We start from the raw sequence: 13997 nt of genomic DNA on the forward strand, positions 1-13997 counted from the left end.
CCCGGGGAGAGCGCGCCCAACGATCGCCTCGACCGGGCGCGTCCCCTCCCGCCCCCCGGGGGGGGGGCCCCCGCCGGGCGTGGTGAAATACCGCCGGGCGGGGGGGGGGGCCCGCGTTCAGCCAGGTAGGGCGGCGCCGCCCGCCGGGTGGTGGGAGGTGCGGGGGGTGGCGCTGTGGTTGGTGGGTGGGGGGGCGGCCCGCGCGCCGGCGCCCGCCACGCCCGGCCCGCAGCGCAGCACGCAACATGACCAGGCCCGTGCCCGCAGCCAGCGCGTGCTGGACGACGCCGTCGGGGACTTAATGGCCCGCACGCCCGGATGCTCGGCCGCGGTGGGGGTGAGGGGCCAGGTCGAGTGGACCGGGGTGGCCGGGGTCGCGGACACCGCGACGGGAGCCCCGATCACCACCCGAACGGTGTTCGACATCGCCTCGGTTTCAAAGCAATTCACCGCGACGGCGGCGCTGCTTCTGATCGGTGACGGCAAACTGGCGCTCGGCGACCCGCTTTCCCGGCACCTGCCCGAGCTGCCGGCCTGGGCGGCGGGGGTCACCGTCGAGCAGCTGATGCACCAGACGAGCGGCATCCCCGACTACGTCGGGGTGCTCGAGGGCCAGGGGTTCTCCAGTGGCGACCGCACCACCGAGGAGCAGGCCCTGCAGGCCGTGGCCGACATCCCGCGGCTCGATTTCGCGCCCGGATCGCAGTTCGAGTACTCCAACTCCAACTACCTGCTGCTCGGCGAGATCGTGCACCGCGTGGCCCGCGTACCGCTCGCGCAGTTCCTGTCCGCGGAGATCTTCCGGCCGCTGGGTCTGGACATGGTGCTCGACCCCACGGGCTCGCTGCCGGCGAAGGCCATTGCCTACGAGGCCTACGAGAAGGACGGCGGCGGCTACCGCGCTTCGATCTCGGGCTGGGAGCAGGTCGGTGACGGCGGCATTCAGACCACGCCCAGCCAGCTCGTCGTATGGGGCGACAACTACCGCACCGGCCGCGTCGGCGGCTCCGAGCTGCTCGAGGCGCAGCTGGCCGGCGCGGTGCCGACCGGTCCCGACCGTTATGGCGCCGGGATCTACCTGATGGCCGACGGCAGCCTCGATCACGACGGGATCTGGTCCGGATTCGTCACGGCGTTCCGGGTCAGCAAGGACCGGGCTACCTCCGTCGCGGTGAGCTGCAACACCGACAAGCAGGACGCCGAAGCCCTCGCGGGCGCGCTCGCCGCCGTGTGGGTGGGGCCGTAACCCGGCACCGGCCGGGCGGTGCGGACGATCACCGCGCCGAATGCGCGAGTGCCGCAGCGCCGTTGCCTACACTGCGCTTATGGATTTCGGCTCCCGGCAGACCTCTGCGGCCGTTCCCGGCCTGCTCGAGATCGACGACTGCCTCGACGCCAACGGCGAGGTCGCGCTGCCGCCCGGGGCCACGCTGATCTCGCTCATCGAACGCAACGTGGCGAATGTCGGCGACGCGGTGGCCTACCGGTACCTCGACCACAGCCGCGCGGCCGACGGGCAGGCGGTCGAGGTCACCTGGACCGAGTTCGGCGCCCGGCTGCAGGCCATCGGCGCGCGCGTGCAGCAGGTCGCCGATCGCGGTGACCGCGTCGCGGTCCTGGCACCGCAGGGCATCGACTACGTCGCGGGTTTCTACGGCGCGGTCAAGGCCGGGACCATCGCGGTGCCGCTGTTCGCGCCCGAACTTCCGGGACACGCGGAGCGCCTCGACACGGCCTTGCGCGACGCCGAACCCACGGTGGTGCTGACGACGGCCGGGGCGCGCGACGCGGTGGAGAAGTTCCTGGCGACCCTGCCGGCCGGGGCGAGGCCGCGCGTCGTCGTCATCGACGACATCCCGGACTCGGAGGGGGAGCGCTTCGCCGCGACGGAGCTGGGCATGGACGACGTGTCCCACCTGCAGTACACCTCGGGCGCCACGCGCCCGCCGGTCGGCGTGGAGATCACGCACCGGGCGGTCGGCACCAACCTGGTGCAGATGATCCTGTCGATCGACCTGCTGGACCGAAACACCCACGGCGTCAGCTGGTTACCGCTCTATCACGACATGGGCCTGTCGATGATCGGCTTCCCGGCGGTGTACGGGGGGCATTCGACGCTGATGTCGCCGACGGCGTTCGTCCGCCGGCCGCTGCGGTGGATTCAGGCCCTGTCCGCGGCATCGAAGCAGGGCCGCGCGGTCACCGCCGCCCCGAACTTCGCCTACGAGTGGACCGCGCAGCGCGGCCTGCCCGGGCCGGGCGACGACATCGACCTGAGCAATGTGGTCATGATCATCGGCTCCGAACCCGTCAGCATGGACGCGATCCGGACGTTCACCGCGGCGTTCGAGCCGTACGGCCTGCCGCGCACGGCGTTCAAGCCGTCCTACGGAATTGCCGAGGCGACGCTGTTCGTCGCCAACATCGCCCCCGACGAAGAGCCGTCGGTGGTTTACCTCGACCGCGACGAGTTGGCCGCCGGCCGGGCGGTGCGGGTCGCGCCCGACGCGCCCACCGCGGTGGCGCAGGTGTCCTGCGGGCGGGTGGCGCGCAGCGAGTGGGCGGTGATCGTCGATCCCGACACCGAGACCGAGCTGCCCGACGGCCGCGTCGGCGAGATCTGGCTGCAGGGCGACAACGTCGGTCGGGGCTATTGGGGCCTGCCGGAGCAGACGCAGCTGGCGTTCGGCGCGAAGCTGCAGGCGACGCTCGAGCAGGGCAGTCACGCCGACGGCTCGGCCGTCGCGCGCACCTGGCTGCGGACCGGCGACCTGGGGCTCTACCTCGACGGGGCGCTGTACGTGACCGGCCGAATCGCCGACCTGGTGACCGTCGATGGCCGCAACCACTACCCGCAGGACATCGAGGCCACCGTGGCCGAAGCCTCGCCGATGGTGCGGCGCGGATACGTCACCGCGTTCACCGCACCGGCCGACCGCGGCGAACGCCTGGTGGTTGTGGCCGAGCGCGCCGCCGGCACCAGCCACGACGACCCGGCGCCGGCGATCGAGGCTATCGGCGCGGCGGTGTCACACCGGCACGGCGTGACGGTGGCCGACGTGCGTTTCCTGCCGGCCGGTGGCATCCCGCGCACCACCAGCGGCAAGCTGGCGCGCCGCGCCTGCCGGGCCCAGTACGTGGCCGGAACGCTCGGCGTGCACTGACCGCGGGACGAGGATCCCGCCCACCGCACGGATGAAGTCTGGCCCGATTCCTGGCGAGAATGCGCGTTTTCCAGCAAGATCTGCTGGACCACATCGACCGGGAGAAACCATGGCCGACCTGCCGCCCGCGGACCCACCCTTTCGCGGCGTCATCAACGAGTTCGCGAAAGACTCCACCTCGGTCAGGCCGTCGATCACCCGTCCACCGGCCGGCGCGCCGAACGTCGTCGTGGTGCTGCTCGACGACGTCGGATTCGGCGCCTCGTCCACGTTCGGCGGTCCCATCCCGACGCCCACGCTGGACCGCGTCGCGCGAGAGGGATTGCGCTACAACCAGTTTCACACCACCGCCCTGTGCTCGCCGACTCGCGCCGCCCTGCTGACCGGGCGCAACCACCACAGCGCGCACATGGGCACCATCTGCGACATCGCCTACGGCTTCCCCGGGTACGACAGCGTCATACCGCAGAGCACGGCCACGGTCGCGCAAGTCCTGCGCATGAGCGGATACGGCACGGCGATGATCGGCAAGGCGCACGTGACGCCGACGTGGGAGACGGGCCCGGCCGGCCCGTTCGACCGCTGGCCCACCGGACTCGGGTTCGACAGGTTCTACGGCTTTCTGGGGGGCGACACCTCGCAATACGAGCCGGCGCTCTACGACCAGACCACGCCGGTCGAGCCCTATGTCGGCCGCGACGACTACCACCTCACCGAGGACCTCGCCGACAAGGCGATCGACTGGATCCGGTTGCAGAAGACGTCGGCGCCCGACAAGCCGTTCTTCCTGTACTTCGCGCCGGGCGCGACGCACAGCCCCCACCACGTCTGGCCAGAGTGGTGGCAGCGGTTCGCGGGGCAATTCGACGACGGCTGGGATGCCTTGCGGGAGAGGACGTATGCCCGCCAGCTGGAGATGGGCATCGTGCCCGCGGGCACCCGGTTGACGCCGCGGCCCGAACAGATACCCGCGTGGGCGGACTACGACGACCGCTACAAGCCGGTGGCCCGCCGCCTGATGGAGGTCTATGCCGGCTTCCTGGCTCATACCGACGCTCAGGTCGGGCGCCTCGCCGACGCCGTCGACGCGCTGGGCATCTGGGAGGACACGCTGTTCGTCTACATGTGCGGCGACAACGGCGCGTCGGCCGAAGGGACCATCCACGGCGCCTGGAGCTCGCCCGCCTTCCAGAACGGGCTGCCCGAGGACCCGGAATGGCTGCTGGCGCACATCGACGACTTCGGCACGGCCCGCTGCGACAACCACTACAACGTCGGCTGGGCGTGGGCGCTGGACGCACCGTTTCAGTGGATGAAGCAGGTGGCCTCCCACTTCGGCGGCACCCGCAACGGCCTCGCCATCTCGTGGCCGCGCGGGATCGGCGCGGCGGGGGAGCAGCGCAGCCAGTTCCACCACGTCATCGACATCGTTCCCACCATCCTCGACGCCGCCGGCATCGAGCTGCCCGCACGGGTCAACGGCGTCGACCAGCGGCCCATCGAGGGTGTCAGCATGCGGTACTCCTTCGACGACGCCGCGGCAGACAGCCGGCGGACCACCCAGTACTTCGAGATCTTCGGCAACCGGGCGATCTATCAAAGCGGTTGGATCGCATCGTGTTTCCACGGCCGGCTGCCCTGGATCCGCACCGGGGCACACCCGTTCGGCGACAGCGAACGCTGGGAGCTGTACGACCTGGGCGGCGACTTCAGCCAGGGCGTGGACCTCGCCGACCGACACCCGGACAAGCTCGCCGAACTCAAGGCCGTCTTCGACGCCGAGGCGCGCAAGTACGGCGTCTACCCCCTGAGTGACGGGACACTGGCCCGCGCCCTGCCGGCCAGCCGGCCCAGCCAGCTCGGTGATCGCAGCAAGGTCACCTACTTTCCCGGCCAGGTGCGCATCCCCGAAGCCACCACGCTCGGCTACACCAGCACCTCGTTCGACATCCGGGCACACCTGCGGATACCGCCGGGCGGCGCACGGGGCGTGGTCATCTGCATCGGCGGGGCGATGGCCGGGTGGAGCCTGTACCTGCAGGACGGGGTTCCGGTTTTCACCTACAACTACCTGGGGCACGAACTCACCACCATCGCCGCGCCGCACGCGCTCCCGGAAGGCCAAGTGCTGCTTGGTCTTTCCTTCGCCTACGACGGCGGGGGGCTGGGCAAAGGCGCCACAGCGTCACTGCTGGTCGACGACGCCCCGGTGAGCAGCGGGCGCATCGAGAACACGGTGCCGTTCCGGTTCTCGATGAGTGGCGAGACGTTGGACGTCGGCGTCGACACCGGCTCGCCCGTGGCGCCGTACGGACACGCCTTCGCGTTCACGGGGGGTATCGACCGGGTCGACGTCACCGTCGCCCCGCGTCCCGCCGACCTGGCCGCGGCGATCGCCGAGGCCGAGACGCGCGCGGCCATCGCCGCGCAATGACGGGCGTCTGGAGCGGTCTGGTCCCGCTGATCCTCGGCAGCGCCCTCGAGCCGATCGAGATCGCCATCACGATCACGCTTTTGAGCACGCCGTCGCGGCTGCGGGCGGCCGGCGCCTGGATCGCGGGACATGGCACCACGCGCCTGCTCCAGGGCCTTGTTTTCGGGACGATCCTGCACTGGGGTGCGCGCAGCGCCGACCCTTCGCGTTCGCGCCACTGGGTGGTGTCGACCGTCCTGTTGGTCGTCGCCCTCGTGTTCCTGGTCACCGCGGCGCGCGCCGCGTTCGGCCATGACGAGCCCAACGCGCCCCCGTCCAAGTGGATGACCATGCTCACCACCGCGACGCCCACTAGGGCGTTCTTCATCGGCGCGGGTGTGATGGCCGTTTCGGTGAAGGCCTGGGTCTTCACGCTCGCCGCAATCGGCGTGATCGGCGGCGCGGACTCGGGACACGCCACCAACGTCGCCACCTACGTCGCGTTCGTCGTCCTGGCTTCGAGCGGGAACCTGCTCGTCGTCGGCGCGGCCGCGTTCCTGCCCGGCCGGTCGCGCTCCCTGCTGGACCGGACAATGCGCTGGATCCAGGACAACGACCGGCCGATCATGGTCGTCGTGGGCCTGGTGTTCGGGATCTGGTTCGGCGCCAAGGCGCTGCACGGCTTCGGCATTTTCTAGAAGGGCAAGCCCCGCTACTCTCCCCTCGGAGGCACGATGGTTCTCAAGGTCGCCGTTTCACCGGAGTCGATCCAGGGTGAGGTCGAAGCCGGCTACGGCAAGGTCGCCGACGCGTTCCGGGCGAGCTTTCGCGACGGCGCCGAGGTCGGGGCGGCCGTCGCGGTCTACCGCGACGGCGTCAAGGTCGTCGACCTGTGGGGCGGCTACCGCAACGGGTTGACCAAGCACCCGTGGCAGGCCGACACGATGGTCAACATGTTCTCCACGACCAAGGGCGTGGCCGCCCTGGTCGTGGCGGTGGCCGTCTCCCGGGGCCTGGTCTCCTACGACGCCAGGGTCGCCGACTACTGGCCCGAGTTCGCGCAAGCCGGCAAGGGCGACGTGACCGTCCGCCAACTCCTGGGGCATCAGGCGGGGCTGTGCGCGCTGAAGCCGAAGCCGACGCTGGCCGACGTGGCCGACCCGGCCAGGCTCGCATCCATCCTGGCCGCGCAGGCGCCGGCGTGGCGGCCGGGTTCGCGGCACGGGTACCACGCGATCACGCTCGGCTGGTACAAGTCCGAGCTGATCCGGCGCACCGACCCGGCCGGGCGCACCCTGGGCCGGTTCATGGACGACGAGATCGTCCGGCCGATGGGGCTGGACCTGCACATCGGCCTGCCGGACTCCGTCGACCGCGCGCGCGTCGCCCACGTGCACAACTGGAACCGGGCCGAGACGCTGTTCCACCTCAACGTGATGCCGGCCGGCTTCCTGGGCGCCTCGCTCAACCCGATCGGCCTGACGGCGCGGACCGTCTCGGTCCCGCGCGGCGTCGACCCGTTCAACGGCGACTACAACCGCGACGACGTCCGGGCGGCCGAGATTCCGTCCGCCAACGGCATCGGGACGGCCCGGTCGGTGGCGCGCATGTACGGCAGCGCCGCGACCGGTGGCGCCGAACTCGGCTTGAACGCCGCCACTTTCGATAAGCTGACGGCGCCCGCGACCGAGCCGAGCCAGGGCATCCGCGACAAGGTGATGCACGCGGACGTGGCCTACTCGCTCGGCTTCTGCAAGCCGGTGCCGCATTTCGAGTTCGGGTCGTCCGGCCGGGCCTTCGGGACGCCCGGCTTCGGTGGCTCGTTCGGCTGCGCCGACCCCGACACCGGCACCGGCTTCGCCTACGTCATGAACCGGCTGGGCTTTCACCTGTGGAGCGACCCACGCGAGCTGGCCCTGCGGCAGGCCCTGTTTCGCGACGTCCTCGGGGCGCGGCCACAGACCTGACCGAGTTCAGCCAGCCGAACGTCGAGTTGTTGCGCCGCATGCCGCACATCGGCGACAACAAGTCGACGTTCGGCCGCAATATATTCGAGGGTATGGGTCTGCTCATTCGCCTCGCGGAGCTCTTGATCGTGATCCTGCCGCTGATCGCCGCGACCGTCGCCGCGGTGAGGGCATTCACGGGTAACAGGCGGGGACCCGCCGAACCGCAGGACCCGCAGCAAGCGCCCGTCGCCGACCCCGCGTCCGCAACCACGGGCAACAGCCACGCCGCGCAATGGCGGTCCATTCGCCGCGTCATCGACGAGCACACGCGCACCGACGCGCGCTGGCTCGACTATGAGCTCGACGTCGCCAAGCTGCTGGACTTCCCGCTCATGACCGACATGCGCGACCCGCTCACGATCGCCTTCCACAAGGCGAAGCTCCGGGCCGACTTCCTGCGGCCCGCGAAGGCGGAGGACCTGCTCGACGACCGGGAGGCGGCCGCGCAGTACCGGGCCGCCGTCGAGGACTACGTCACCGCGTTCAACAGCGCCGAGGCGGAGGCGACGCGCCGGCGCCGCAACGACTTCGCGCCGGCGGACCAGCAGCGGATCGTCCGTGCCCAGAATCTTTTACGCATGGCGTCGGACCCCGGGGCGGCACCGCAGGAGCGGCAGCACGCCTATGACCGGGCCCGCAAGGAGCTCGCCGGCCTGCTCGTGCTGCCGACCACCGCTCAGGCCGCCATCGAGCGCGGAATCTCCGGCGAGCTCGAGGGATAGGGGATGGCCCCAGTGACTTTGGGCTCTTATCCCGCCGGTCGGGCCGTGGGCATCATGGCCGCATGATCGAATACGAACTCGACAAAGAGCACTCCATCCTGGAGGCGCGGCCCCAGTCCGCGCTCGACAAGGAGGATTTCGTCGAACTGGCCAAGGCCGTCGATCCGCAGATCGAGGCCGCGGGCGACCTGGCCGGCATCATCATCAGCGCTCCGTCGTTTCCGGGCTGGGACAGCTTCGGCGCGATGGTCACCCATTTCCGCTTCGTCCGCGATCACCACAAGCACGTCAAGAAGATCGCGGTGGTCACCGACTCCCACCTCGGGGATGTGGCAGAGCACCTCGCCGCCCACTTCGTGTCGGCGAAGATCCGCCACTTCCCGGCCGGGGAAGTCGACCAGGCCCGGCAATGGGTCGCGGAATGAGTGCCACGATGGGGGAATGACCGCCGACCCGGATCCGGCGCTCGCCGGATACCCCGTCACACCGCCGCCGCTGCGGCGCCCCGTGACGTTCGACCAGTGGTGGCGCGACGTGACCTTCCTGCACTGGCCCGTGCGGCCGGAAGACGTCGAAACCCTGTACCCGCCCGGGACCCGGCCCGATGTCTACGCCGACGGGCTGACGTACGTCGGCCTGATCCCCTTCGCGATGGGGAGCACGAAAGTTGGCTCCCGCCTTCTCCTTCCGTACTTCGGCAGCTTCGCGGAGACGAACGTCCGGCTCTACTCCGTCGACGGCGACGGCCGCCACGGCGTGCTGTTCCGCTCGCTGGAGACCGCCCGGCTGGCGGTCGTGCCCGCGATCAGGATCGGCATGGGGGTCCCGTACACGTGGGCGCGGATGCGGGTGCGGCGGGAAGGCGACCGCATCACCTACGACAGCGTGCGCCGGTGGCCGCGGCGCGGGCTGCGCAGCCGGGTGACGGTGACCGTCGGCGCGGTGGTCGAGCCGACGCCGCTGGAGGTGTGGCTCACGGCGCGGTGGGGCGCCCATACCCGCAAGGCGGGCCGGACGTGGTGGGTGCCCAACGAGCACGACCCGTGGCCACTGCGGGCCGCCGATGTGGTCGGTCTCGACGACGAGCTGGTCGACGCCGCCGGCGTGCGGCGCTGCGGCGAGCGTCTGCGGGCGCTCTATTCGCCGGCGATGCGTACCCGCTTCGGGCGCCCCAGCGTCGTGCGGTGATTCAGCAGCAGGTGTATCCGCCGTCGATCACCAGGTCCGACCCGGTCATGTAGCTGGACGCGTCGCTGGCGAGGTACAGGTAGAGGGCGCCGAGTTCCTCGGGCCGCCCCATCCGCCCCATCGGGACCTTCGGCTCCCACTGCGCGTGATACTCGGTCAACGGCTCCACGAGCTCGGTGCGGATGTAGCCCGGGCTGACGCTGTTGACCCGGATGCGATGCGGCGCGAGCTCGACGGCCATGGCCTTGGTCAGGTGGATGACCGCAGCCTTCGACGTGCAGTAGTGGCCCACCCGCTGCGGGACGTTGATGATGTGGCCGGACATCGAGGCGGTGGTGATGATGACCCCGCCGCGGCCCTGATTCATCATCGCCCTCGCCGCCGCCTGGGCGGTGAGGAACACGCCGTCGACGTTGGTGTCCTGGATGCGCCGGAACTCCTCCGGCGGCATCTCCAGAAGGCCCCGGTCCGAGATGATGCCGGCGTTGCACACCGCGATGTCGACACCGCCGAGCTCCGCGGTCACCCGGTCCACCATGCGCGCCACGTCGTCGGGCCGCGTCACGTCGCACCCGACGGGCAACACCCTGCCGTCGCCGGACAGTTCGCCGGCAACCCGCCCGAGTGCGTCGGAATGCCTTGCGGCGATTGCCACTTCGGCACCGGCCTGAAGGTAGGCCCGCGCGACTTCCTTCCCGATGCCGCTCGACGCCCCCGTCACCACGGCCTTCTTGCCGCTCAGGTCGAACAGGTCCAAGACGCTCACACCTACCAGTGTGCGGCATTGCGGAGCGATCTTGTGCAGGCACGTTTACTGTGTCCGCCATGGGCAAATTCAGCAGGGCCGAAATCGATGAAGCCGTCAGGCACTACACCACCGTCGTCGAGGGGTGCAGCGCATCGGGGGACTGGCGGCCCTTCGCCGATTTGTTCACCGAAGACGTCGTATACACCGAACACCACTACGGGGTGTTCCACGGGCGAGAGGCGGTGCGCGACTGGATCGTCGCCGTCATGGCGCCGTTCCCGCACATGCGGTTCCCGTCCGACTGGGTCGCATACGACGACGACAACGACGCCGTCGTCATCATGATCAAGAACCTCCTCGACCATCCGACCGACCCGCAGGGCGAACCCTTCTGGTTCCCCAACTGGACGCGACTGGTGTACGCCGGGAACGGGTTGTTCTCCAGCGAGGAGGACATCTACAACCCCGACCGCGACGCGCCGCGCGTCGTGGCGGCGTGGCTGCAGGCCGGGGGACAGCTGGCGACCACGGAGATCCTGCAGCCCAACGCGTAGGCGCGCCCGGCGTTGACGTCAGCGCGCGGCCGGCACGCGCCCGCGTCGCCGCGACCGCACCGCCGCCAACGCCCGGTCCCACGCCAACAGCGTGGTCGCCTTGAGGTTCTCCGGGGTGACACTGTGGCGCGAAAGAGCCGCGGTGGCAGCGGCTTTCGTGGTCGCCGAGGCCTTCGAGACGTGGCCGGAGTCGAACGGCGGCTGCGGGTCGTCCTCGATCGCCAGCTGGATCGCCTTGGCGCGTCCTTCCCCGGCGATCTCGCCGGCCAGCCACAGCGCGAGGTCGAGCCCGGCGGACACGCCCGCGGCCGTGACGACGTTGCCCTCGCGCACGATGCGTTCGTCACCGACGGGGATCGCACCGAACGCCTTGAGCGCCGGGACGGTCGACCAGTGCGACGTCGCCCGCCGGTCTTCCAGCAACCCCGCGGCGGCCAGAATCAGCGAGCCGGTGCACACCGAGGTGGTCCAGGCGGCGCCCCGGCTGGCCCGGCGCAGCCATTCCAGCAGCGCCTCGTCGCGGGCATGCACGGGCGTCCCGGGCCCGCCCGGCACGAGTATCACGTCGGGGGAGGGCGTTTCGTCGAGCGTATGGGTCGCGCCGATGACCAGCACGCCGGAATCGGCGGTGATCGGACCCGATTCGTGCCAGACGAAGCGCACCTCGGCGCCCGGCAGGTTGCGCAGCACCTCGTAGGGCCCGATCATGTCCAGGGCGGTGAACCCGGGGTAGGCCACGAAAGCGATCTGTGTCATCGGTGTTCCTTCCTGAGCTAGGCGAATGCCTTGCGGTATTGGTCCGGCGGTATGCCGACGCGGCGAATGAAGTTGCGCCGCATGGTCTCTGCGGTGCCGAAGCCGCACCGGGCCGCGATGGCGACGACGGTGTCGTCGGTCTCCTCGAGTTGCCGGCGCGCGGCCTCGGTGCGCACCCGTTCGACGTAGTGTCCGGGCGCCTCGCCGACCTCGTCGGTGAAGACGCGGGTGAAGTGGCGCGGGCTCATGGCCGCCCGGCGCGCCAATTCGGTGACGCTGTGCGGTCCGCCGGGTTGGGCCTCGATGGCCTCCTGCACCTCGCGGATCGACGACCGCCTGGCCCGCGGCATCCACACCGGCGCGGCGAACTGCGTCTGCCCACCGGGGCGGCGCAGGTACAGCACCAGCCAGCGCGCGACCGTCTGCGCGACGTCGGTGCCGTGGTCGTCCTCGACGAGCGAGAGCGCGAGGTCGATCCCGGCGGTCACCCCGGCGGCCGTCCACACCGTGTCCGAGCTGCGCACAAAGATGGGGTCGGGGTCGACCTTGACCGAGGGGAACTCGCGGGCCAGCCGCCCGGCGAACGCCCAGTGCGTCGTGACCCGGCAACCGTCCAGGAGCCCCGCCTGGGCGGCCAGGAACGCGCCGGTGCAGACGGTGACGGTGCGGCGGGCGTGGCCGGCGACCGCCTTGATCCAGCTCAGCAGCTCCGCGTCGGCGCGGGCCGTCTCGACCCCGCCGCCGCCCGGCAGCACCACGGTGTCCACGGGTTCGGCCGGGTCCGGCAACGGCGCGCCCGCCAGCCCCAGGCCCGCGGCGGTGGTCACCGGCCGGCCGTCGACCGTGGACAGGACGACGTCGTATCCGCCGTCGGTCAGCAGCGACGCACCGGAGAACACCTCGAACGGCCCCACGACGTCGAGCGCCTGAACACCCGGGAAGCCGACGATCACCACCTTGCGAGCCATGAACTCAAGTGTTGGCCACAACGCGCGTGTCGTCTACGACATGGATCCCACTGATCAGGACATGGCCACCTGGCCCAGCGGGCGCCAGCCGGCCTTGGCACACTGTGCGCATGGCACAGATAACCTTGCGTGGAAATCCGATCAACACCGTCGGCGAACTCCCGGCCGTCGGATCCAAGGCCCCGGCGTTCAACCTCACCGGCGGCGACCTGGGTCCGGTCAGCAGCGAGCAGTTCAGCGGTAAATCCGTGGTGCTCAACATCTTTCCCTCCGTCGACACACCCGTGTGTGCGACGAGTGTGCGCAAGTTCAACGAGCGCGTCGCCGGCGGCGGGGCGCCCGTCGTGTGCGTCTCGAAAGACCTCCCGTTCGCCTTCTCGCGGTTCTGCGGCGCCGAGGGCATCGAGAACGTGAAGACCGCATCGGCGTTCCGGGACAGCTTCGGCGAGGACTACGGCGTCACCATCGCCGACGGCCCGATGGCGGGGCTGCTGGCGCGGGCCATCGTGGTCGTCGGACCCGACGGCAACGTCACCTACACGGAGTTGGTCCCCGAGATCGGCCAGGAGCCGGACTACGACGCGGCGCTCGCGGCCGTCGGCTGATCCCGGTGCCGGTCACCGGCGCGGGTCGACCATGTTGCGGAAGCCCTCCGCCGGGTAGACCGCGGCGCCGAGCGTCCTGACGCGCTCGGCCAGCGCCCGGTCGGAGGTCACCACGCGCAGCCGCTCGGGCCGCGCGTCGGCCTGCACCAGGCGGACGATCTCGTCGTCCGCCGAATTCGCGGCGGCCCTGGGTGCGTGCGCGATCGCGACCGCCGAAACTCCGATGGGCACCCTCGGGGGCCGCTCGAGGACCACCGTGACGTCGGCGCCCTCGGCGGACGCCCAGCGGTCCAGCTTCTCGACCAGGGCGAGCACCGCGGCGTCGCGATCCCTCCACCAGCCGTCGGGGCGGCTGCCGATCACGTTCATGGCGTCGACGATCCACCTGCAGGACCCCTGCGCCACAGTCACTTCCCCAGCACCAGGACCAGGCTGACCACGACCAGCACGGTCAGCGCGAGCAGTTGCGGCCACGGCCGCCACGGCGCGTCCTGGATCGCATAGGACATCTCCTTCAGCGGCGACGTCGGCGGCGGCGCGGCGCGCTCGGGGGCCACGGGCCGGTCGAAGCGGTGGAAGTACAACTGGATCAGCGTCGCACCGATCCACAATCCGCCCAGGAAGCTGACCGCCTCGACGCCGCGCCACAACAGCAGCCCGGCGACGGCCACGGTGAAGGCCATCAACACCAGGTCGGAGGTGGCGGTGGCCGACGGTTTGTCGCCGTACTGCTTGTCGAGCAGGGCGCGCCGGCTGCGGTACGGCAGCGCGAAGAACGCGAACTTGGTGACGATGTGCAAGCCGAGCACGACCACGACGACGGTGGCGACTGTGTTGAGCATGAGACCTCGTCAATTCGTTCTCCGACCG

At 70.6% G+C, this 13997-nt stretch carries 15 protein-coding genes; 10 read left to right on the forward strand and 5 right to left on the reverse strand.

The window, feature by feature from the left end; genetic code table 11:
* Positions 1–166 precede the first annotated feature (166 nt).
* The 8 genes from GPY60_RS16530 to GPY60_RS16565 all read left to right on the forward strand — a co-directional run bounded on the left by GPY60_RS16530 (position 167) and on the right by GPY60_RS16565 (position 9496).
* Positions 167–1246 (forward strand): serine hydrolase domain-containing protein, encoded by a 1080-nt coding sequence (locus GPY60_RS16530; RefSeq protein ID WP_231639691.1) that lies wholly within the window; start codon positions 167–169, stop codon positions 1244–1246.
* A 79-nt stretch (positions 1247–1325) separates the two neighbouring features.
* Entirely contained in the window at positions 1326–3164 is a 1839-nt protein-coding gene (locus GPY60_RS16535) for a fatty acyl-AMP ligase (protein WP_156688768.1), read from the forward strand.
* Between the two features lie 109 nt (positions 3165–3273).
* Entirely contained in the window at positions 3274–5598 is a 2325-nt protein-coding gene (locus GPY60_RS16540; protein WP_156688769.1) for an arylsulfatase, read from the forward strand.
* Positions 5595–6275 (forward strand): GAP family protein, encoded by a 681-nt coding sequence (locus GPY60_RS16545; RefSeq protein ID WP_156688770.1) that lies wholly within the window; start codon positions 5595–5597, stop codon positions 6273–6275. The genes GPY60_RS16540 and GPY60_RS16545 overlap by 4 nt, the downstream gene beginning before the upstream one ends.
* A gap of 36 nt (positions 6276–6311) precedes the next feature.
* Positions 6312–7544 carry a serine hydrolase domain-containing protein gene (locus tag GPY60_RS16550; RefSeq protein ID WP_156688771.1) on the forward strand — a complete coding sequence of 411 codons (1233 nt, stop codon included), beginning with the start codon at positions 6312–6314 and terminating at the stop codon, positions 7542–7544.
* A 92-nt stretch (positions 7545–7636) separates the two neighbouring features.
* A complete protein-coding gene (locus GPY60_RS16555; protein WP_156688772.1) occupies positions 7637–8308 on the forward strand; it encodes a hypothetical protein in 672 nt (223 codons plus the stop codon).
* 62 nt (positions 8309–8370) lie between these two features.
* Positions 8371–8733: an STAS/SEC14 domain-containing protein gene (locus GPY60_RS16560; RefSeq protein WP_156688773.1), complete on the forward strand. Its 363-nt coding sequence runs from the start codon at positions 8371–8373 to the stop codon at positions 8731–8733.
* A gap of 16 nt (positions 8734–8749) precedes the next feature.
* A complete protein-coding gene (locus GPY60_RS16565) occupies positions 8750–9496 on the forward strand; it encodes a YqjF family protein (protein WP_156688774.1) in 747 nt (248 codons plus the stop codon).
* A gap of 1 nt (position 9497) precedes the next feature.
* Here GPY60_RS16565 and GPY60_RS16570 read toward each other — a convergent pair whose 3' ends face one another.
* Complete coding sequence (locus GPY60_RS16570) at positions 9498–10262, reverse strand: SDR family oxidoreductase (protein WP_156688775.1); 765 nt, start codon at positions 10260–10262, stop codon at positions 9498–9500.
* A gap of 59 nt (positions 10263–10321) precedes the next feature.
* On the opposite strand from GPY60_RS16570, the gene GPY60_RS16575 reads away from it, so the two are divergent.
* Positions 10322–10798 carry a nuclear transport factor 2 family protein gene (locus GPY60_RS16575; protein WP_156688776.1) on the forward strand — a complete coding sequence of 159 codons (477 nt, stop codon included), beginning with the start codon at positions 10322–10324 and terminating at the stop codon, positions 10796–10798.
* A gap of 18 nt (positions 10799–10816) precedes the next feature.
* Here GPY60_RS16575 and GPY60_RS16580 read toward each other — a convergent pair whose 3' ends face one another.
* Both GPY60_RS16580 and GPY60_RS16585 read right to left on the reverse strand, forming a co-directional pair.
* The gene (locus GPY60_RS16580) at positions 10817–11554 is read right to left on the reverse strand and encodes a DJ-1/PfpI family protein (RefSeq protein WP_156688777.1); all 738 of its coding nucleotides are present in this window, start codon (positions 11552–11554) and stop codon (positions 10817–10819) included.
* Positions 11555–11571: 17 nt separating this feature from the next.
* A complete protein-coding gene (locus GPY60_RS16585; protein ID WP_156688778.1) occupies positions 11572–12522 on the reverse strand; it encodes a GlxA family transcriptional regulator in 951 nt (316 codons plus the stop codon).
* A gap of 110 nt (positions 12523–12632) precedes the next feature.
* On the opposite strand from GPY60_RS16585, the gene tpx reads away from it, so the two are divergent.
* A complete protein-coding gene (gene tpx / locus GPY60_RS16590; RefSeq protein ID WP_156688779.1) occupies positions 12633–13127 on the forward strand; it encodes a thiol peroxidase in 495 nt (164 codons plus the stop codon).
* Between the two features lie 12 nt (positions 13128–13139).
* On the opposite strand, the gene GPY60_RS16595 is transcribed toward tpx, so the two are convergent.
* The gene (locus tag GPY60_RS16595) at positions 13140–13496 is read right to left on the reverse strand and encodes an NYN domain-containing protein (protein WP_156688780.1); all 357 of its coding nucleotides are present in this window, start codon (positions 13494–13496) and stop codon (positions 13140–13142) included.
* A 38-nt stretch (positions 13497–13534) separates the two neighbouring features.
* Complete coding sequence (locus GPY60_RS16600; RefSeq protein WP_156688781.1) at positions 13535–13969, reverse strand: hypothetical protein; 435 nt, start codon at positions 13967–13969, stop codon at positions 13535–13537.
* Between the last annotated feature and the right edge of the window lie 28 nt (positions 13970–13997).

The organism is Mycobacterium sp. Marseille-P9652, assembly GCF_902652685.1.
In the GTDB taxonomy this organism is placed as follows: domain Bacteria; phylum Actinomycetota; class Actinomycetes; order Mycobacteriales; family Mycobacteriaceae; genus Mycobacterium.

Coding starts and splice junctions, on each gene's coding strand:
- GPY60_RS16535 (WP_156688768.1), top strand. CDS start 1,326: ATGGATTTCGGCTCCCGGCAGACCTCTGCGGCCGTTCCCGGCCTGCTC.
- GPY60_RS16540 (WP_156688769.1), top strand. CDS start 3,274: ATGGCCGACCTGCCGCCCGCGGACCCACCCTTTCGCGGCGTCATCAAC.
- GPY60_RS16545 (WP_156688770.1), top strand. CDS start 5,595: ATGACGGGCGTCTGGAGCGGTCTGGTCCCGCTGATCCTCGGCAGCGCC.
- GPY60_RS16550 (WP_156688771.1), top strand. CDS start 6,312: ATGGTTCTCAAGGTCGCCGTTTCACCGGAGTCGATCCAGGGTGAGGTC.
- GPY60_RS16555 (WP_156688772.1), top strand. CDS start 7,637: ATGGGTCTGCTCATTCGCCTCGCGGAGCTCTTGATCGTGATCCTGCCG.
- GPY60_RS16560 (WP_156688773.1), top strand. CDS start 8,371: ATGATCGAATACGAACTCGACAAAGAGCACTCCATCCTGGAGGCGCGG.
- GPY60_RS16565 (WP_156688774.1), top strand. CDS start 8,750: ATGACCGCCGACCCGGATCCGGCGCTCGCCGGATACCCCGTCACACCG.
- GPY60_RS16575 (WP_156688776.1), top strand. CDS start 10,322: ATGGGCAAATTCAGCAGGGCCGAAATCGATGAAGCCGTCAGGCACTAC.
- GPY60_RS16580 (WP_156688777.1), bottom strand. CDS start 11,554: ATGACACAGATCGCTTTCGTGGCCTACCCCGGGTTCACCGCCCTGGAC.
- GPY60_RS16585 (WP_156688778.1), bottom strand. CDS start 12,522: ATGGCTCGCAAGGTGGTGATCGTCGGCTTCCCGGGTGTTCAGGCGCTC.
- tpx (WP_156688779.1), top strand. CDS start 12,633: ATGGCACAGATAACCTTGCGTGGAAATCCGATCAACACCGTCGGCGAA.
- GPY60_RS16595 (WP_156688780.1), bottom strand. CDS start 13,496: ATGAACGTGATCGGCAGCCGCCCCGACGGCTGGTGGAGGGATCGCGAC.
- GPY60_RS16600 (WP_156688781.1), bottom strand. CDS start 13,969: ATGCTCAACACAGTCGCCACCGTCGTCGTGGTCGTGCTCGGCTTGCAC.